This is a genomic window from Vibrio sp. UCD-FRSSP16_30 (assembly GCF_001676025.1).
Lineage (GTDB): Bacteria > Pseudomonadota > Gammaproteobacteria > Enterobacterales > Vibrionaceae > Vibrio.
Map to the genome: position 1 here is coordinate 49,407 of NZ_LZFW01000046.1, position 19,558 is coordinate 68,964.

At 41.3% G+C, this 19,558-nt stretch carries 17 protein-coding genes; 8 read left to right on the forward strand and 9 right to left on the reverse strand.

The genetic code is table 11. The features are described from left to right. The first annotated feature begins 97 nt into the window (after nucleotides 1–97). A complete protein-coding gene (locus A9260_RS12800) occupies nucleotides 98–1,027 on the forward strand; it encodes a LysR family transcriptional regulator (protein WP_068699550.1) in 930 nt (309 codons plus the stop codon). A gap of 60 nt (nucleotides 1,028–1,087) precedes the next feature. Here A9260_RS12800 and A9260_RS12805 read toward each other — a convergent pair whose 3' ends face one another. From A9260_RS12805 to A9260_RS17190, 4 genes are all read right to left on the reverse strand, one after another. Continuing rightward, nucleotides 1,088–1,423, reverse strand: coding sequence for a PBPRA1643 family SWIM/SEC-C metal-binding motif protein (locus A9260_RS12805; RefSeq protein WP_068699552.1), 336 nt, complete (start codon nucleotides 1,421–1,423; stop codon nucleotides 1,088–1,090). Nucleotides 1,424–1,624: 201 nt separating this feature from the next. Beyond that, nucleotides 1,625–2,818, reverse strand: a complete 1,194-nt coding sequence (locus A9260_RS12810; RefSeq protein WP_068699554.1) for an acetate/propionate family kinase — start codon at nucleotides 2,816–2,818, stop codon at nucleotides 1,625–1,627. Between the two features lie 541 nt (nucleotides 2,819–3,359). Then, a complete protein-coding gene (locus A9260_RS12815; RefSeq protein ID WP_068699556.1) occupies nucleotides 3,360–5,306 on the reverse strand; it encodes a DEAD/DEAH box helicase in 1,947 nt (648 codons plus the stop codon). A gap of 295 nt (nucleotides 5,307–5,601) precedes the next feature. Continuing rightward, nucleotides 5,602–5,736, reverse strand: coding sequence for a hypothetical protein (locus A9260_RS17190; RefSeq protein ID WP_269451470.1), 135 nt, complete (start codon nucleotides 5,734–5,736; stop codon nucleotides 5,602–5,604). Nucleotides 5,737–6,093: 357 nt separating this feature from the next. Here A9260_RS17190 and rnb point away from each other — a divergent pair, with 357 nt between their 5' ends. From rnb to A9260_RS12835, 4 genes are all read left to right on the forward strand, one after another. Continuing rightward, nucleotides 6,094–8,109 carry an exoribonuclease II gene (rnb, locus tag A9260_RS12820; RefSeq protein ID WP_068699557.1) on the forward strand — a complete coding sequence of 672 codons (2,016 nt, stop codon included), beginning with the start codon at nucleotides 6,094–6,096 and terminating at the stop codon, nucleotides 8,107–8,109. Nucleotides 8,110–8,296: 187 nt separating this feature from the next. After that, nucleotides 8,297–8,623, forward strand: a complete 327-nt coding sequence (locus A9260_RS12825) for a hypothetical protein (protein ID WP_156684057.1) — start codon at nucleotides 8,297–8,299, stop codon at nucleotides 8,621–8,623. Beyond that, nucleotides 8,620–9,090, forward strand: coding sequence for a helix-turn-helix domain-containing protein (locus A9260_RS12830; protein ID WP_068699561.1), 471 nt, complete (start codon nucleotides 8,620–8,622; stop codon nucleotides 9,088–9,090). The genes A9260_RS12825 and A9260_RS12830 overlap by 4 nt, the downstream gene beginning before the upstream one ends. Before the next feature lie 70 nt (nucleotides 9,091–9,160). Then, nucleotides 9,161–10,309: an iron-containing alcohol dehydrogenase gene (locus A9260_RS12835; protein WP_068699564.1), complete on the forward strand. Its 1,149-nt coding sequence runs from the start codon at nucleotides 9,161–9,163 to the stop codon at nucleotides 10,307–10,309. A gap of 102 nt (nucleotides 10,310–10,411) precedes the next feature. Here A9260_RS12835 and A9260_RS12840 read toward each other — a convergent pair whose 3' ends face one another. Next, a complete protein-coding gene (locus tag A9260_RS12840; RefSeq protein ID WP_068699566.1) occupies nucleotides 10,412–11,476 on the reverse strand; it encodes an AbrB family transcriptional regulator in 1,065 nt (354 codons plus the stop codon). Between the two features lie 791 nt (nucleotides 11,477–12,267). On the opposite strand from A9260_RS12840, the gene A9260_RS12845 reads away from it, so the two are divergent. The 3 genes from A9260_RS12845 to A9260_RS12855 all read left to right on the forward strand — a co-directional run bounded on the left by A9260_RS12845 (nucleotide 12,268) and on the right by A9260_RS12855 (nucleotide 14,519). Then, a complete protein-coding gene (locus A9260_RS12845; protein WP_068699568.1) occupies nucleotides 12,268–13,005 on the forward strand; it encodes a transporter substrate-binding domain-containing protein in 738 nt (245 codons plus the stop codon). 148 nt (nucleotides 13,006–13,153) lie between these two features. Next, the gene (locus tag A9260_RS12850; protein WP_068699569.1) at nucleotides 13,154–13,801 is read left to right on the forward strand and encodes an amino acid ABC transporter permease; all 648 of its coding nucleotides are present in this window, start codon (nucleotides 13,154–13,156) and stop codon (nucleotides 13,799–13,801) included. Further along, nucleotides 13,794–14,519: an amino acid ABC transporter ATP-binding protein gene (locus A9260_RS12855; protein ID WP_068699570.1), complete on the forward strand. Its 726-nt coding sequence runs from the start codon at nucleotides 13,794–13,796 to the stop codon at nucleotides 14,517–14,519. Before A9260_RS12850 ends, A9260_RS12855 begins: the two co-directional genes overlap by 8 nt. Nucleotides 14,520–14,676: 157 nt before the next feature. Here the strand turns inward: A9260_RS12855 and A9260_RS17210 are convergent, their stop codons facing one another. From A9260_RS17210 to A9260_RS12875, 4 genes are all read right to left on the reverse strand, one after another. Next, entirely contained in the window at nucleotides 14,677–15,147 is a 471-nt protein-coding gene (locus A9260_RS17210; RefSeq protein WP_068699571.1) for an RNA-binding S4 domain-containing protein, read from the reverse strand. A 56-nt stretch (nucleotides 15,148–15,203) separates the two neighbouring features. After that, nucleotides 15,204–15,815 carry a glutathione S-transferase gene (locus tag A9260_RS12865; protein WP_068699573.1) on the reverse strand — a complete coding sequence of 204 codons (612 nt, stop codon included), beginning with the start codon at nucleotides 15,813–15,815 and terminating at the stop codon, nucleotides 15,204–15,206. Nucleotides 15,816–16,150: 335 nt separating this feature from the next. After that, nucleotides 16,151–17,581 (reverse strand): coniferyl aldehyde dehydrogenase, encoded by a 1,431-nt coding sequence (locus A9260_RS12870; protein WP_082957027.1) that lies wholly within the window; start codon nucleotides 17,579–17,581, stop codon nucleotides 16,151–16,153. A 324-nt stretch (nucleotides 17,582–17,905) separates the two neighbouring features. Further along, entirely contained in the window at nucleotides 17,906–19,504 is a 1,599-nt protein-coding gene (locus tag A9260_RS12875) for an isocitrate lyase (RefSeq protein ID WP_068699575.1), read from the reverse strand. Nucleotides 19,505–19,558: the final 54 nt, after the last annotated feature.

A 19,558-nucleotide genomic window follows, 5' to 3' on the forward strand; every position in this document is an offset into this window, starting at 1 on the left:
CTTTTCATAATTTACAGTGTAAAGAGATTCTAGTGGAAAGCGCTTATGAGTATAATACGGTTAATGGAAAATCATTTATGAATTGCAGGCACAAATAATGAAAACCACTCAGCTCATGGCATTGCTACCGGATTTGGCCACCTACACTCTTGTGGTTCAACAAGGCAACTTTACCAATGCCGCAAATAGCTTAGCGATGACTCCATCAGCGGTGTCTAAAACCATTACTCGTTTAGAAAAAGCCCTTGAGGTGAAACTCATTGAGCGTACCACTCGTAATTTTCGGATTACCGAGGAAGGAAATAAGGTTTATGAGCAGGCGATACAAATGCTCAATGCCGCCGAGCAAGCGGTAGAGCTGTCTTCAATCGGTCATTCTCAGGCACAAGGCAGTATATTAATCTCTGCGCCAGAGGCATTTTTGGCAGTGGTGCTGCAACCGCTGATCATCGAGTTCCTTAAGCAATATCCCAATATACAGATAAAAGCTCGCGCGATTGATGGGGCTGTCGACATTTACAAACAAGGAATAGATGTTGCGTTTAAGCTTACCGAACAACCTGATGAACAGTTAGTCCTTAAAGAACTAGGACAAACTCAATTGCTCCTTTGTGCCTCAAAGCCTTACCTAATGAAACACGGTAAGCCTACCCACCCTTCAGATTTAATTCATCACAACTGTCTTTATCTAGCAGAGACACAACACGATAATGTTTGGACGTTTCATAAAGATGACCTATCACAATCAGTGACGGTATCAGGGCGATACGCGGTCAATCAGGCGCAGCTTCGATTTGATGGGGTGAAAAACCACTTAGGAATTGGCTTGTTCCATGATTTTGTTATCGAAAATGCGGTTCAACACGGTGAAGTGGTGCAAGTGCTTGAAGACTGGACTATAACCAGCAATCATCACGGCAATATACTGATGCAATACGCACAAACCAAATATATGCCGGCAAGATTGAGGTTATTTATCGATTTTATCAATCACTCGCTAAATTTAAATGATGGAGCAAAGCATTGATTAGCAATTAGTTATCTATTAGTGCCCTATGAACAAGCAAATAATATCTTTGCTATCCAATTACTTACCGCAGCATTTCTTATATTTTTTACCACTTCCACAACTGCATGGATCATTGCGCTGTGGCGTTTTCTCAAAACGTTGAGTTTTTGGCTTATTAAGCACAGCATCTAACTCAGAAATGTTTTCTTCAATAGACGCATCAATATCGATATTAGCAAACAATTTATGCTCATCAACAATCGATTGAACCTCAACTTTACGCTGTTGCGAGGCAACCACGAGAGACAGCGGTGCACCTTCACTACCCAGCTTTAATGTAGCATCTGGGTTATAACCACTTTTAGCGTGATTTTTCATGATATCAGGTGTGCCACGATAGAAAAATTTAGACATGAGTTCTCTCAAAATTGACAAAAAACGCAGTGTACAGAGATCGACGAAAATTAGCGACAAAGTTCACACTTTATTGGCTTTAACACCAGAATTAATCATCGGTTCTAGTCGCTACCCGTACTCAGTAACCCCAAACACTCACCCAACAAAAAAGGCGACCCTGTGAACAGGGTCGCCTTTCAAATTCTAATTCAATCTAACTTAGATAAGTTCTACAGATTGTTTAGCAATTACGAATTCTTCGTTAGTTGGGATAACAAGAACTTTAGCATCTAGAAGTTTAGATTCACCAATTTGACCTGATGCACCAAAACGAGCTGCTTCGTTAGCTGCTTTATCTTCAACAAAACCTAGTACGTTTAGGCTGCTTAGGATTTCGCTACGGATATCCAATGCGTTTTCACCAATACCACCTGTGAATACAACTGCATCTAGTCCATTTAATGGTACTAGGTAAGAAGCAATGTATTTTGCTACACGGTAAGTAAATACTTGGAACGCAAGTTTAGCGCCTTCATGACCTTCTGCCATTGCTTCTAGGATGCCACGAGCATCAGAAGTAAGACCAGACACACCTAGGAAGCCAGACTTTTTGTATAGAGTTTCAAATACTTTCTCTTGAGACCAGCCTTTCTTAAGCAGGAACTCGATAACGCCTGGGTCAAGGTCACCACAACGTGTACCCATCATTAGGCCCGCTTGTGGAGTGAAGCCCATAGACGTATCAACTGACTCACCATTTGCTACTGCACAAACTGAAGCGCCGTTACCTAAGTGAACAGTGATCAGGTTAGTTTCAGAAGCTGGTTTGTTTAATACTTTAGCCGCTTCTTGAGTTACGAAGTAGTGACTAGTACCGTGGAAGCCGTAACGACGGATACGGTAGTCATCATACAACTCATGAGAGATAGAACCTGTGAAAGCTTTCTTAGGCATTGTTTGGTGGAATGCAGTATCAAATACAGCAAACTGAGGCAATGAAGGATACGCTGCCATTGCAGCTTGGATGCCCTTAGCACCTGCTGGGTTATGAAGAGGTGCAAGATCTGAAAGGCTTTCAATCTCTGCAAGTACTGTTTCATCGATGCGAACAGTGCTAGTGAATTTTTCACCACCGTGAACGATACGGTGACCAACAGCAACGATTGTCTCTTTAAAAGATAACTCTTCCATCAATTTAACGATACGGTTGATTGCTTCTTGATGATGATTGTCAGGAGCTGTGATTGCTTCTTGTGTTTTTTCACCATTGAACTTCCAACCAATTGTCGCTTCTGGAAGGCCGAAACACTCACCTAGTCCACTGATTAGTGCTTCACCAGATTCAGAATCGATTACAGCGAACTTCAATGAAGAGCTGCCTGAATTGATAACGAGTACGTTCTTATTTGACATGAGTTAAATCCTAATTAGACGAGGGCATTCAATCTTTGTTTATGATTATCAAATAATTTGGAAATTATTCAAATTTTTTTTAATTAAATAATCATACAAATTACCATACTTTGATCTAGATCAATCTGCAAATTTTTTTAACACATGAAATTTTAACTAAATATGAATAAATGAGGCTGACTCTCGCATAAAAAGGAACTTTTATTCCATTTTTCACCATATTTGAAAGGTTAAAGCTCATTTTTACCGACTGTTTAGTCATACAAGATCACATTGAAGCGCAGCCATAATCACCTGTTTTATACCTATAGCAGTCAGTAAGTGTGTATATTGCGCAGCAAAAACACCTCACAAAATGGGAAGTTTTTGATTAGCGATTATTTCAGACCCATTATCGAATGTTTTAACCCGCTATAGTGAGCCGTTATTGTTTAGGATTAGCATTGTTTAGACAAAAAAAAACCGAAGCACATGATGTGCTTCGGTTAGAAATACTTAACTCATTAATTGTTTATCAGAGTTATTTATTTAACTGTTCTGCTTACTCGCCAGAGCCAGTGTTGTTACCACGACGAGCGTGACCACGTTCACCGCGGAAGTTACCACGATTATCGCCACCACGGTTTCTGTCGAAACGACGTTCACCATCGCGTTGACCGCCACCGCTACGCTCACCGTCACGGTTACCACGATAACCGCCACCGTTACCGCTACGCTCACCGCCACGGTTGCCTTCGCTGCGACGACCTTCACCACCGCTACGACGTTGACCGCCACCATCGCGACGACCGCCACGAGATTCACGGAAGTCATTGAAATCAGAGATTTCTGCCGCTGTTTCTTTTTGACGAATACGCAGTTTGCGTAGTTTGCCAGTCGTTTCTGAAGTCATTGATTTTGGAAGCTGAACAAAAGTATGACCTTGAGCCAGCTTAATTGCACCGATAGAACCTTTAGTTAGGCCTAGTTCGTTTGCAAGAGCACCAACGATGTCTTTAACTTGAACGCCTTGATCACGACCAACTTGAAGCTGGTATGTATCCCAGTCTTTAGTTTCGCCACCGTAGCTACGACCGCCATCACGTCCGCCGTCACGACCATCACGACCGCCTTCACGACGTTCTGTACGGCGTTTCTTATCACGCTCGATTGCAGAAGTCATTGGGTCATCACCAACGTAGAATAATGGACGCTTACCTTGCTGACGACGAAGTAAAATCGCCGCTAGTGTTGCTGCATCAATTTCTAAGTTAGCTTGAAGTTTTTCAACAAGCTCAGAGAATTTTTCTAAAGAAGAATGTTCTTTGTCAGCTTGCAGTTCAAGACCTAGCTTGTTCAAACGTGCTTCAGCAACTTGGTCACGCAATGGAAGTTGAATTTCTGCCATTGAAGACTTAGTCACACGTTCGATAGTGCGAAGCATACGCATTTGGTTAGTGCGAACTAGAAGGATCGCTTTACCTTTACGTCCAGCACGGCCTGTACGACCAATACGGTGGATGTAAGATTCAACATCGAATGGGATGTCGTAGTTAAATACGTGTGTAATACGAGGTACATCAAGACCACGAGCAACAACGTCAGTTGCAACTAGGATGTCAATTACGCCACGTTTGATGTTGTCTACAGTACGCTCACGTTGAGACTGAGGAATATCACCGTGTAGTGCAGAAACTTTAAAGCCACGGTCCGCTAAGTAGCTTGCTAGACGTTCAGTGTCTTGGCGAGTACGTACGAATACGATAGAAGCGTCAGTTTCTTCAGTTTCAAGAATACGAGTCATTGCTTCGTCTTTCTCGATACCTTTAACAACCCAGAATTGTTGCTCTACTTTATCAACAGTGTGGTTTTTACCCGCAACATCAACAAACGCTGGATCACGCAAGAAGCGCTCAACAATTTTCTTAAGCATTGGAGGCATAGTCGCAGAGAACAATACGCGTTGAGCAGACGCAGGAGCGTGCTCAAGGATAGCGGTAACGTCTTCTACGAAGCCCATGTTCAACATTTCATCTGCTTCATCAAGAACGAAAGTGTTTACTTCGTCAAGGTGCAGACGGTCACGGTTGATAAGGTCTTGTACACGACCTGGAGTACCAACAACGATGTGCGTACCATTTTTAAGAGAACGCATTTGGTCAACGATTGAAGCACCGCCGTAGATTTCAAGAACCTTAAGACCACGAATGTTCTTACCTAGGTTTTTGATTTCTGCTGCTACTTGGATAGCCAACTCACGAGTTGGAGCAAGGATGATTGCTTGTGGCTTACGTTGGTCTAGTTCAAGTCTGTTAAGAAGAGGCAAAGAGAAAGCCGCTGTTTTACCAGTACCTGTCTGTGCTTTACCTAGCGCATCTTTACCTTCAAGAAGCAAAGGAATTGACGCTGATTGAATTGGTGTTGGAGAAACAAAACCCATGCTATCAAGGGCAGAAAGGATTTGTTCGTTTAGTTCTAAATCGCTGAATTTAATTTCAGATTCTTGCATCGGGATCCCACTATAATGTGTTCATAAAGACGGTCCCAGGTGCTCTCTAAATTCATACACCGATCCTGCTATACACACTAAATCCATTTTCAGAAGGGAAAAGTATATAAAACGCATCAAGCCGCTAGGGACAAAATAAGGTGGCGAATTCTGCCTTATAAAATAGATAATTACAAGAAAAAATTGAAATAGATCACAAATTTACCGAAATACACACTTTATATGCCTGTTTAGAGCAGTGAGATCCCCATCACAGCCTGAAAAAACACTCGCAAACTTTAGATGGGAATATGAGCTAATAACGACGACCTTGCATGTCGGAATGAGTATGCTTCACTAAGGCTTGTCGCTCTTTTTGTGTCATATCATCTCCTGAATGAGCACAGCCTGCGATAAATAGAATCATCAATACTGTTGTTAGGATTTTCATAAGTCGCTCCTTTGCGTCATAAAAGCACAACAAACATGCTGTAGTTAGTTTGTGTATACATAGTTTGTAAATACATAGTTTTTATATGTATGGTTTCTTTACGCGTAAAGCCGACCAATGGATCGAAATATGTCATTTTTTATTTGATGATTAAGCCCATTTACCTTTGTATCTAGACCCAATTAGGCATTTATTTCTGCCTATTGTTTATACGTATGGCGTAAGTTATACATTTGCATCAAGAGTCGGTAAGATAACCACCGTAAATCACGCCCTTCAAGGCGCTTGCCTATCCACGCAAGTAAGATGAAGTCGCAAATTGAACCCTATAATTGCCAAAGATTAATAAAATAATAGATGTTTGCAGATAATCCGTTGCTTGCTCAACTAAAACAGCAGATCAAAGAAAATATCCCAACGAAAGAAGGGACGATTAAGGCAACTGACAAGAAGTTCGGCTTTTTGGAAGTAGATAATAAAACCAGTTACTTTATTCCGCCCCCATACATGAAAAAATGTATGCATGGCGATAGAGTGGTGGCGCTTATTCGTACCGAAAATGATAAAGAACAGGCAGAACCTGATGAGTTACTAGAGCAAGCCGTCACTCGTTTCATTGGTCGCATTAAACTTTTTAAAGGCCGTTTAAACGTTGTACCGGATCAACCTCAGCTTAGAAACTTATCCTTAAAAGCAAAAACAGCTAAAGGCCTAAAGCACGACCTATTTACTGAAGGTGATTGGGTTGTAGCCAAAGTCATTCAACACCCTCTAAAAGGTGATAACGGCTTCATGGTCGAAATTACCGAAAAGATCACCGATGCCAATGACAAAATTGCGCCTTGGTGGGTTACTCTTGCTGAAAACGATCTTCCAAACACAGAACCTGCGGGTATTGATGACTGGCAGATGCATGACGATAGCGACTTAGTCCGCGAAGATCTAACGCATATCCCGTTTGTTACCATCGATGGTGAGTCAACCAAAGATATGGACGATGCGTTATACGCACGTAAAACAGACGACAATAAATTTGAATTGACGATTGCAATTGCCGATCCAACTGCTTACATCACGCCAAATGACGAGATGGACAAAGTGGCTCGTGAACGTGGTTTTACCATTTATCTTCCTGGTCGCAATATTCCAATGCTACCGCGTGAACTTGCTGATAGCCTTTGTTCTCTTCATCAAGACGAACTGCGCCCAGCATTATGTTGCACCGTTACCGTCAGCGCTGATGGCACCATTGAAGATGACATTCGTTTCTTTGCCGCAAACATTAAATCTCACGCACGCTTAGCCTATAGCCATGTGTCAGATTATTTAGAAATTGGACACAGTGAGCAATGGTCTCCAACGGATGAAATTGCAGCGGTTGTAAACGATTTATCCGCAATGGCGAAAGCTCGTAGCCATTGGCGTAAAAACAACGCAGTGATCTTCCCTGATCGCCCTGATTATCGTTTTGAGCTTAGTGAAGACAACGATGTTATCGCCATTCATTCCGATGTACGCCGAAGTGCCAACAAACTGGTTGAAGAAGCGATGATCACCGCCAATATTTGTGCCGGTCGTGTACTGAGTAACAAGCTTGGCATGGGCATCTTCAATACTCACTCTGGTCTTAAAGATGACAAAGTAAAAAATGTCATCGATCTTGTCACTGAATATGGCGCTGAAGGATTCAATGCTGAGAATGTCGTGACCTTAGAAGGTTTTGCCACGCTTCGCCGTTGGTTGGCCTCTCAGGAAACTCAATACTTAGACAATCGAATTCGCAAGCACCAAGCTTATGGAGAGATGGGCAACACCCCTGCCCCTCACTTTGCTATGGGCTTAGATATTTACGCAACTTGGACCTCTCCAATTCGTAAATACAGCGATATGATCAACCATCGTTTACTTAAAGCTGTGATTCTAGATAAAGCACCAGTGCAAATTCCAGATGATGAAGTTGGTGATGAATTGGCGCTACATCGTAAATATCATCGAATGGCTGAACGTAAAGTCAGTGATTGGTTATACGCGCGCACTTTAAAACAAGACGTGGAAGCACAAACCAAGTTCCAAGGTGAAATTTTTGATATTGGTCGTAGCGGTATGCGTGTCAGACTGATCGAAAATGGCGCCGCAGCCTTTGTGCCAAACTCACTGATTATGGATAACAAAGAGCGTATCGAATCAAGCTCAGAGCAAGGCACCATTTCTATTGATAAAGAGGTTATTTATAAGCTCAGTGATATCGTTGAAATCGTGTTGTCTGATGTGAATATTGATAAGCGAAATATTGTGGCTAAACCTGCTGAAGTTTTTGCAGATTTACCCAACACAGATTTATCAAACACGGATTCAGCAAAGAAAGACGATTAATTAGCACCGTTAATTAACCGATAGACCAGAAGCCTGCGCAGTATGACGATGTCACTGTGTGGGCTTTTTATTTTGTGAATGCCTTCTTATTAATATTGCAGTTACGCGTACGCGCTTAACGTATTTATGCCTCAAATCCCCTAATCTAGGATACACTTTAGGTCGGTTTGTTGATGTGGACATAACTTTGTCGCCTGTTACTTTTTTAGCCCTTTCAAATGAAGTGTCACTTCCCCATTATGATCCATTAAAGCCTATTGCCATTGTGCTTTTAAATTCTGGCGAGTGGCGCATTAACGGTTCACAAAACAAACTTGTTGAAGGGGACATTGCTAGCTATTTATCTGAAGATCTATTGCTCAAGCATACACCTAAAGACCAATCAGAGATGAGCGCCGATGTCATTTTGCTGGAACATGATCTCTTAGAGGCATTCCTCAATAGTTACACCCCACCAACCCACCATTTACAAAACACGACTGGTTTGTCATCAGATAAACTAGGCAACAGTTGATACAAACACTCAAAGTCAGCACGCAAACGATTAACGCAGAAGCCGTTCAACCGTCTCTAGTACAACAAGCGATTGCTCAAGCATTATTGTTGCATTTAGCGACGACACAGCCTGCCATGATTGATCTTTTAAAACGCGCTATCGACTGCAGTTTTTTAGACAAAATGTCACTCTTTTTAGACGCTAGATTGGATCAGTCCATAAACTTACCTATGCTTGCCCAGTACTTACAAATTTCCGTATCGACCGTAAAACGAAAACTGGCCAATGAAGGGTTATCCTTTACGCATTTGCTAAGACAGAAAAGAGTGTATAAAGGCGCTAATCTACTACGCTCTGGACGCACACATATTAGTGCTATCGCACCACTTTGTGGATTTAGCAGTCCAGCGCAATTTAGCTCAGCATTCAAAAGCATTTATGGCTGTACACCCAAAGTCTTTAGGCGCGAACGTCGAACACCTTAAAAGGTGGTCATTACAACAAGCGCACGGTACTGTATAACCAAAGCGACACATAACGACAAGGATCTCTTGCATGAAATTTAGTTATTCAAATCCAACCAATATCTATTTTGGACAACATCAGATAGAAGCAATCACCCGTGCTATTCCAGCCGACAAAAATGTATTGGTCGTCTATGGTGGAGGTTCGATCAAAAAGAACGGAGTGTATGATCAGGTTGCCCAAGCCCTGTCCAATCACCAGTGGCAAGAATTTTCAGGTATTGAACCTAACCCAACCGTTGAAACTCTCGATAAAGCAGTAGAAATCGTCAAAAAAGACGGCATTGATTATTTACTGGCTGTTGGCGGTGGTTCGGTCATTGATGGCACCAAATATATTGCGGCCGCATCGCTTTACTCAGGAGATGGCTGGGACATCCTAACAGGCAAATATCATGTCACTGATGCCGTTCCATTAGGCGCAGTATTAACATTGCCTGCGACGGGGTCAGAGTCCAATAAAGGGGCTGTTGTCACTAAGAAAGCCACTCACGATAAATTGAGCTTCTTGTCTGCGCATGTTCAACCTAAATTTGCCATCCTTGATCCCGACGCAATGAAAAGTCTACCTGAACGTCAACTGGTTAATGGCCTTGTTGATGCTTGGGTGCACGTTTGTGAGCAATACATTACTAAACCAAGTGGCGCTATGGTTCAAGATGGCTTCGCGGAAACCTTGCTGCGAAATTTAAAACAATTAGGCGATGATTTTGCCAATCACGACAGTGATGCTTGGCGAGCTAATTTGATGTGGAGTGCCAATCAGGCACTTAATGGACTTATCGGTTCTGGGGTACCACAAGATTGGGCAACTCATATGATGGGACACGAACTCACTGCATTATATGGCGTTGATCACGCTCGCTCTCTTTCAATCATTCAGCCATCATTATTACGCAATCAAATCGAATTTAAACGCGCCAAACTTGAGCAAATGGGTAAAAATGTGTTTGGATTACAAGCAAGTGCCGATCTTGCTGAACGTACCATTACAGAAATTGAACACTTTTATATCAATATGAAAGTACCCGTTCAGCTGACTAAACACAGCAATGAAAAATCCCAAGCCATTGACGATATTCTTGGCCAACTGAAATCTCATGGAATGGTGACTCTAGGTGAGAATCAATCCATTACATTGACAGAAATGAAACAGATATTAAGTAATGCCGTCGCTTAGTTATGAGTAGATGACTGTTTTATCTTGTTGTTAATGCATACAAAGGTCTAATCTTCGGTTAGACCTTTTATTATTGATATTGTTATTGATATTGATAACGACTTAATGATTAGCGTATTGGCGTTGAAAGCGATTGGATGCGTAGCTCGCAATGGGCGGAGCTAACAATACCACCAACAATAACCTAATGATCTGCATACTCATGACAAACCCCAGATTGACCTCGCCATGGCTTGATAGAGCGATAGCAGTAACCGCATCTAATCCACCTGGCGTAGTGGCAAGATAAGCAGTCAATGGCGTAACATGAAACCCATACACCAAAACCAAGGCAATAATGCCGCACAATACAATCAATGACACGATAGAGAGTAATATTTTAGGCAATGCACTCCATGCTTGTTTAACAATGTCACGGTCAAATCGCATGCCGATGTTAATACCAAAAATCAAATAACACACATCAAGCAACCATGTCGGAACTTGCAAATCTAATGAGCCCGTGTTGACACAAAATGCACTAAAAAACATAGCCACTAATAAGCAACCCGCAGGTAAGCGCGATTTAACACCAACATACGAAGAAATGACCACGACTAACAATGTTTCCAGTACCGCTTTATACGAATAACCGTCGAGCCAATGCATAAGATGAATACTGGGTTGCGCCTCTGGTGATAACGACAGAAAATGTGCAACAAAGGCGGCTAAGAAACTGACCATTGCCACTCGTATATATTGCATAAAAGCGACAAGACTTGGATTGTTACCATGGGATTCAGACATTAATACCATCGCTGATGCCCCGCCCGGCGCACAATCCCAAATAGCGGTGCTTCCTGGTAGAATACGTAATCGGGCTAAACTGTATCCCATCATCTGACAGACAATTAATACCAATAGAGCGACGCCAACAAACACCCACCAACTTGAGAGGTAAGGTAATAATATTTCAAGATTTAATGCCTTGCCTGCAACGAGACCAATCACAGACTGAATCAGAAAAATTGCAGACTTTGGTGTGCTCAATTGCCACTGCCTCAAGCTAAAAGCAATAGCCATGACCATAGGCCCTAATAGAGTTGCAGCAGGTAGATGCAAAGTGTCAAATAACACTCCTACGACAAAACAAATTGTATAAACAATCAACACTCTAAATGACGTCATATAACAGAGCTTATTTTAATGAACTGAAAACACGATACTCGATATATGACGAAACGACAGCATTCATTTACATGAAATAAAATTGCACCACAGCACTTCGTTAAATTTAAGTTAATGGAATATCATTTAAAATATTTCACGCGGACAATAATAAGATTCACATTAAACTCAACAGAATTATTAACATGAGCAATTACATCAACATAGAGAAGGCTAATCCGTTTATTTCTATCGATTAAACCAATAAGCAACCATTATTTAACTCAAAAACAGTACCATTAACATGTCATATTACCTTGGGCTATTACATTCAGGGCATTTGATCTCACCCCTACGAATCAACCTATACAAACAACCTAAGAAAAACACACAAACTCAATTAGTTACCTCAACAAGAAGATACGAAACATTCGAAACGTATTAGCATATCAAATCAGATCCAACGATTTATTTTTCAGAAATAAAAATCACACAGAATCAAACCCATCAAAAATGGAATATTACATTTAGCAAATAAACAATACACCCGCATTTAATAGGCGTATTTTGCTCTAATAACGCTCAACCTGTGATAGAACTATAAACACACCTAATAAAATCAATGTATATAGATAAAAACACATATGCAACTCAACCCATGAATATATATTCAAATCAGATAATGAGATGCAATTAATATCATATTGCTACTTGTTCATTTTATATGATTACTTGATTTTTTGCGCGTGAGGCTTTATTTTCGATCATTGCTTTTGTCTCTTAACTGAGATTTAAATAAAGGAAACTAGCAAATGAAAAAGATTTCGATCACGCTTGCAATGCTATTAGTAGTTGCAACAAGCTCAACGGCTTTCGCTAAAGAGAAAGTATATAAGATTGCCACTGATGCAGCTTATGCTCCTTTCGCTTTTAAAAAAGATGGCGCGTATACAGGTATTGATGTAGATGTACTTGCTGCTGTCGCTAAAACCGAAGGTTTTAAGTATGAGCTGACTCCAATGAACTTCAATGGCATCATCCCAGGCGTAGTATCTGGGCAACTTGATGGTGCGATTGCTGGTATGACTATTACAGAAAAACGTGCCCACGTTTTAGACTTCTCTGAAGGCTACTACGAATCTGGTGTTATTCCAGTGGTCACAATAGACAGCAAAATTGCGTCAAAAGCGGATCTTAAAAACAAACGTTATGCCGTTAAAAAAGGCACTACATCTGCAGATTGGGCTAACGCTAACCGCAAACAGTTGAACTCAAGTATTCGTTACTTTGATGATTCAGCTTCAATGTTCCAAGAAGTGATCAATGGTAATGCTGATGTTGCGTTTGAAGACTACCCAGTTATTGCTTACAAAATTTCTCTAGATAAAACTCCAGTACTTAAACTTGTTGGTGAAAAACTTACCACTGCAAAATTCGGTTTTGGTGTTAAAAAAGGTCAAAATGCTGAACTTCTTAAAATGTTCAACGAAGGCCTAGCGAAAATTAAAGCAAATGGTACGTACGAGAAAATTCTTAGCACATACCAATAATCTTCAGTTTTAGATTCAATTGTTTTACTCAGGAGGAGTTTATTTAATAAACTCCTCCTCCCTTTCCTAAGTAACCAAACACGAACACTCTCTACTCGCTAGCGGAGTGCTTTTAAGCGCGGTTACGCTGTTACATAAGGAAACTTGTATGTTTGAGCTATTTACGGATAGCCTGCCGGCCTTTCTTGACGGGATGCAAATCACCCTCATTATTACGGTATGCGCACTGTTCTTCGCAACGATCATTGGCCTAGTACTTGGCCTCATAAATATTGGCAACAATACATTTCTACGTGCTATCGCCAAGGTATACATCGACATCGTTCGTGGTACACCTCTAATTGTTCAGGCCTTTTTCTTATACTTCGGCATGACTGGTTACCTTGGTTTCCATATGACGGCAGAAGTGGCTGGTACGATTGTAATCAGTATCAATGCTGGTGCTTATATGGCCGAAATCTTCCGTGGTGGTATTAAAGCCATTGATGTGGGCCAAATGGAAGCCGCACGAAGCCTTGGTTTGCCATACACAAAAGCAATGATCAAAGTGGTTCTTCCGCAAGCGTTCCGCAATATGATTCCTGCAATCTTAAATCAGTTCATTATTTCACTGAAAGATACCTCAATCCTTACCGTTATTGGTGTTAACGAGTTGACTCAATCGGGCCAAATCATTATCTCTTCAACGTATCGTTCATTTGAAGTATGGACTATGGTCGGGATTATGTATTTCATTCTAATCTTTATATTGACCACTATCTTTAGACGTATTGAAGCGAGAATGAGCAATGATTAAGGTATCAGAATTAGTAAAAAGCTATGGTGATAACGTTGTTCTTAACGGTATCGAATTTAATGTCGGTGAAAATGAAGTTGTCTCTCTTATTGGACCTTCAGGTTCTGGTAAATCGACCCTACTTCGTTGCCTTAATGGCTTAGAAGAACTCAATGGCGGTCATATTGTCATTGAAGGTTACGACTTAGCCGATAAAGCTCTGAACATTAATCATTTTCGTGAACGAGTCGGAATGGTGTTTCAATCATTCAATTTATTTCCACACTTAACGGTATTGGAAAATATTACTCTTGCTCCGATAACGCTAAAAAAAGTCACCAAAAAAGAAGCAGATAAAATTGCATATGATCTTTTAGATAAAGTTGGCTTACAAGACAAAGCCGATGCTTATCCTAAAAGTTTGTCCGGTGGTCAAAAGCAACGTATCGCGATTGCCAGAGCGCTTGCTATGGAACCGAGCTTATTGTTATTTGATGAGCCGACCTCAGCGCTTGATCCAGAAATGGTCGGTGAAGTACTGCAAGTAATGCAAGATCTTGCCAGTTCACATGGTATGACAATGGTTGTGGTAACTCACGAAATGGGCTTTGCCCGTGAAGTGTGTGATCGAGTGGTGTTTATGGCAGATGGTAAGATTATCGAGCAAGGTAAGCCTTGTGAAATTTTTGATAACCCTCAGCACGAACGTACCAAAGATTTCCTATCTAAAGTTCTGTAGATCTTAAATATTATAGACACCCCCTACCCTCTTTTATTACTAGTGGCTGATAGGGTCTATAATCTAGAAATCTAAAAAAAGAGCTCTGCTAATCAATAGCAGAGCTCTTTTTATTCATACATAACCAATCGTACTTACTGTAATTGGTATAAAACGATTAGAAGAAACTGATGGACTTACGACCTGTTTTAGGGTTCTTATCGTCGTCGCTATCTACCTGAGCGGGTTCTGAATCTTGAACATCAAATTGCGGCTCAGCGTGCTTAGGTTCAACGTACTTAGATTCAACATACTGAGACTCAGCATACTCAGGCTCATCAAAACCTTGATCACCAGCATCATAGTCCATGTTTACATCTTCAGTCTCTACAACATCAGCAGGATCAACATAGATCACCAAGTAGAACTCTTCATCAAATTGAACTAAATCACCATCGACAAGCTTACGGCGTTTACGAGTTTCAATCTCGCCATTAACTGCAACAAAGCCTTGGCTGATCGCTTGCTTTGCTTCGCCGCCACCGCCAACTGCATCAGCAATTTTTAATACTTTGTAAAGCTCAACCGGTTGAGTTGAGACTTCTACGCCAATGGCTTCAATTTCAATTTCTTCTTCTAAATGGTCCACAGTATTTCCAAGTTTTGTTATCGAGCAGCGCTCGTATCTGCCGACTATTCTAACTGCTATTGGAACTCAGGCATAGCAGCAAGTTTTGTATGCCAAACTTGTATGTGTGAATACTGCTCGTCAATCTCAACCTTAAACGCGCCTTTCATTAAGTTCACGAATAAAAAACCAGTAATATCGGCTACTGAAAGATGGTCAGTGGCAATAAAACTAGAGTGACTCAATCTCGCGTCTAATTTATCAAGAAAGGCAATAGCGCGGCTTTTAGATTCTTCGCCCCACTCACTGACACAGTTTTCTCGATCAGAGTAAAACCCAGTGATATTCCTAAAGGCTTGAAAGCCCGCTATCAGACCTTGAAACTCGACAATACGCTGCCACATTTCAACTTGTGCGCTTTCAACGCCGGGGCGACCGAATAAATTGACGTTATTGGGTACAATATGCTCAAAGTAACGACAAATTGCCGTAGATTCACTGATATAGTTGCCATCATCTAACTCCAGCAATGGTACCGTTCCACTGGCGCTTTTAGCTTGAAATTCTGGGGTGATATTCTCGCCGCCTTTAAGGTCAACAGAGATTCTCTCAACGTCTGTATTAATGAGTTTAAGAAAAATGGAAACACGTCTACAGCTTGGCGTTGCCGCCGATTCATATAACTTCATTCATTACTTCCCTATTAAAAACAAACACCTCGAACAGTTTAGTTACAAATCCGTTTAGGGTCAGTATTTTTCTCATCATTACACTGTAATGACATCACTTGATATGCACCTAGCATTTTAAGTAGTAATACTCACTAGGATATACATGTACTGCCGGTCAAGATACTGAAGAGACTATTGCGGGATTTAGCCTCTACCAGAATTAAATTTCAGATCCAAATCCGGTTAACGTTATTGCAAACGAGACCATTAATGTTGATTTAAATGAGAAAATCTAATATTTGACACTAAAACAGGGCCACATTAGTGACCCCTGTTCATTCAATTTAAATCGATTATTTCACAAATAACTTCTTCAACACCGACAACATTGATTGTCGATACTTCATCAACATACGAGTCCTTGGCAACCAACTTGGGGTATGCAAGACCGTACGCGCATGACTAAAAGTTCTAAAACCCTCTTCACCATGGTAATGACCAATACCAGAATGGCCAACCCCACCAAAAGGCGCATCATCTGAGGCAACATGTAGAATTGTGTCGTTAATTGCCACGCCACCAGAATGTGTACGACTTAAAATGTAATCAATACACTGGCTATCATCGCTCATCACATAAAGTGCAAGGGGACGCTCTCGTTGATTAATATACTCAAGCGCATCTTCAATTTTTTGGTAAGTGACAATGGGTAAGATGGGACCAAAGATCTCCTCTTTCATCAAATCTAATTGCTGATTCGGATTTAAAATAAGATGTGGCAGTATTTGATACTGCCCTTCAACCTTGTCATTCTCAGCCACTGCGACAACTCGCACCGACTCATCAGCCTTGGCTTGATCGAGATAAGATTGCAGTCTTTGGTATTGCTTTTGGTTAATAATGTGCGTGAACTGGCTAAGATCTTTAGCAAAATATTGATTAAAGCGTTTAATAAATAACTCAGAAAATTCATCCACTCGGTTTTGTTCAATCAACACATAATCTGGCGCAACACAGATTTGACCTGCATTAACGCATTTACCAAATAGCACCGCGTCCACTATCTTTTCTAACTGCGCATCAGGGGCAATCACAACCGGAGATTTTCCGCCCAGCTCTAACGTTACTGGCGTCAGATTTTTCGCAGCAGCTTGCGCCACCATTCGTCCAACTTGAGTTGAACCGGTAAATAACAAGTGATCAAATGGCAATGCACTAAAACTTGCTGCCACAGAAGCCCCGCCCTGCACTACCACGATCTCTTCATCCAGCACTGAAAGAATGCTTTCAATGACCACATTAGTGGCTGGAGTAAACTCACTGAGTTTAAGCATCACCTTATTTCCAGCCGCAATTGCCGTAATAAGTGGTGGCAAACTCAATATTAACGGGAAGTTCCACGGAGAAATGATGCCTACAACCCCCACCGGTTGATATTGCACCTGCACTTTAGAAGGCGCTAATAACAAACCAGCATGACGCTTCGAAGGCTTAGCCCACTTATCGAGATGCTTGAGAGTGTATTTAATGTGATTAATCGTCGGGATGATATCGGACATTATCGAATCAAAATCTGATCGATAACCAAAATCCTGACACAGCGCGGCAATCAAATTATTTTGTTGCTCAAGTAGTGACTGCTTTAATAACAACAAACGCTGCTTTCTTAGCTCAATACTTGGGTAAGACTCTTCAGCATAGCGATGTTTCAGCGTTGCTAATTTCAGATTCATATCATTATTTTGGCTAATGATATCTTCTGCAACCAAATTAAGTTGCGCCATAGTGCCTTATCCTTTTTATCCAACGCAGTGGTATGCACCACTTTTCATTCTTATATTTGAGTGGATTGTAGGTGATGAATCCTATTCTACCTAACTGTCTGACTCGCAGTTGTGCTATCAATCACGGCATAATACGGGGAATAAATAGCAAGTGGCCGCATCTGTCACAAACAAAAAACCACTTCATGTTGAAGTGGTTTTTATTTATGTCCTAATTTATATCGAGTACTACTCAGGGCGAGATCAGCAACCTTATTTGAACAAAATCATGTGCATTTTCGGAACCCGTCTTTGTTGCATGGATTTACGGTATGGATGCCACAATTAAGCAAACTGATTCATCGTATTATTATCACCCGAGGCTTTCAGTGCTTGGTCACCAGAGAAATACTCCTTATGATCATCACCTATATTAGAGCCCGACATATCTTGGTGCTTAACCGAGGCCAATCCTTGACGAATCTCCTTACGCTGCACTCCTTTTACATACGCCAGCATGCCCATTTCACCAAAGTAATCTTTAGCCAAGTTATCAGTTGATAGCGCTGCGGTATGATAGGTTGGCAAGGTAATCAAGTGGTGGAATATACCCGCATCACGCGCTGCATCTTGTTGGAAGTTCTGGATTTTAATATCCGCTTCTCGCGCTAATTCTGACTCATCATAAACACTGTTCATCAGTTTCTCACGCTCATAAGCTGCAACGTCTTTACCTTGTTCTTTCCACATATCAAATACTTGCTGACGGAAGTTGAGTGTCCAGTTAAACGATGGGCTGTTGTTATAAACCAGCTTCGCATTGGGAATCACTTCACGGATTCGATTCACCATTCCCGCAATCTGCTGAACATGAGGCTTTTCTGTTTCAATCCACAATAGATCGGCGCCATTTTGCAATGAGGTAATGCAATCCAATACTACGCGGTCTTCACCCGTGTTAGGTTTAAAACGAACCAAACCATTAGGCAAACGGGTCGGTTTAATGTATTTGTCCCCTTGCTTGATAACCATCTCGCCGCAACCAAGTTCATCCAACTTAGTGATTTCTTCACCATCAATAAACGAGTTATAAACATCGGCTAAATCGCCTTCTGATTGACTTACTGGTATTTTTTGAGTCAGACCCGCACCCAGTGAATCGGTGCGTGCAACAATAACGCCATCATCGACACCCAACTCAAGAAACGCATATCGCACTGCATTGATTTTTGCCAAAAAGTCTTCATGAGGCACGGTAACTTTACCGTCTTGGTGACCACATTGCTTAGCATCCGATACTTGGTTTTCAATTTGAATACAACACGCTCCGGCTTCAATCATCTTCTTCGCCAGAAGATAAGTTGCCTCTTCATTACCAAAGCCGGCATCAATGTCAGCCACAATTGGTACAACATGAGTTTCGAAGGTATCAATTTGGTTTTGTACCGACTGCGCCGTGACAGCGTCACCTGAGTTACGTGCTTGATCGAGACTTTTATAAAGATGATTTAACTCGCGAGCATCCGCTTGTTTTAAAAAGGTATAAAGCTCTTCAATCAACATAGGTACTGACGTTTTCTCATGCATTGACTGATCAGGCAGTGGCCCTAGTTCTGAGCGCATTGCGGCAACCATCCAACCAGAAAGATATAAATAACGACCGCGAGTCGTCGCAAAATGCTTCTTCACGGAAATCATTTTTTGCTGACCGATAAATCCATGCCAACAGCCGAGAGATTGGGTGTAATTGGCACTATTTTCATCATAGGCCTGCATATCTTCACGCATGATTTTTGCCGTGAAACGTGCAATATCTAACCCGCAATTAAAGCGATTTTGCAGCTTCATTCGCGCAACATACTCAGGATTAATTGCCGCCCACGTTTGACCTTGTTGCTCAATCGTACCCTTTGCTGCTTCTATTACTGATTTGTAATTATCCATAATGTTCCTCTCTCAGTGATCCAGTCGTTTGCTGTCAATTTAATTTCTATTATT

Excerpts from the sequence above, each read along its gene's own strand:
- A9260_RS12805 (WP_068699552.1), bottom strand. The coding sequence starts at position 1,423 with ATGTCTAAATTTTTCTATCGTGGCACACCTGATATCATGAAAAATCAC.
- A9260_RS12800 (WP_068699550.1), top strand. The coding sequence starts at position 98 with ATGAAAACCACTCAGCTCATGGCATTGCTACCGGATTTGGCCACCTAC.
- A9260_RS12835 (WP_068699564.1), top strand. The coding sequence starts at position 9,161 with ATGAAATTTAGTTATTCAAATCCAACCAATATCTATTTTGGACAACAT.
- A9260_RS12870 (WP_082957027.1), bottom strand. The coding sequence starts at position 17,581 with ATGGCGCAACTTAATTTGGTTGCAGAAGATATCATTAGCCAAAATAAT.
- A9260_RS12815 (WP_068699556.1), bottom strand. The coding sequence starts at position 5,306 with ATGCAAGAATCTGAAATTAAATTCAGCGATTTAGAACTAAACGAACAA.
- A9260_RS12845 (WP_068699568.1), top strand. The coding sequence starts at position 12,268 with ATGAAAAAGATTTCGATCACGCTTGCAATGCTATTAGTAGTTGCAACA.
- A9260_RS12875 (WP_068699575.1), bottom strand. The coding sequence starts at position 19,504 with ATGGATAATTACAAATCAGTAATAGAAGCAGCAAAGGGTACGATTGAG.
- A9260_RS12850 (WP_068699569.1), top strand. The coding sequence starts at position 13,154 with ATGTTTGAGCTATTTACGGATAGCCTGCCGGCCTTTCTTGACGGGATG.
- A9260_RS12840 (WP_068699566.1), bottom strand. The coding sequence starts at position 11,476 with ATGACGTCATTTAGAGTGTTGATTGTTTATACAATTTGTTTTGTCGTA.
- rnb (WP_068699557.1), top strand. The coding sequence starts at position 6,094 with ATGTTTGCAGATAATCCGTTGCTTGCTCAACTAAAACAGCAGATCAAA.
- A9260_RS12855 (WP_068699570.1), top strand. The coding sequence starts at position 13,794 with ATGATTAAGGTATCAGAATTAGTAAAAAGCTATGGTGATAACGTTGTT.
- A9260_RS12810 (WP_068699554.1), bottom strand. The coding sequence starts at position 2,818 with ATGTCAAATAAGAACGTACTCGTTATCAATTCAGGCAGCTCTTCATTG.
- A9260_RS12865 (WP_068699573.1), bottom strand. The coding sequence starts at position 15,815 with ATGAAGTTATATGAATCGGCGGCAACGCCAAGCTGTAGACGTGTTTCC.
- A9260_RS17190 (WP_269451470.1), bottom strand. The coding sequence starts at position 5,736 with ATGAAAATCCTAACAACAGTATTGATGATTCTATTTATCGCAGGCTGT.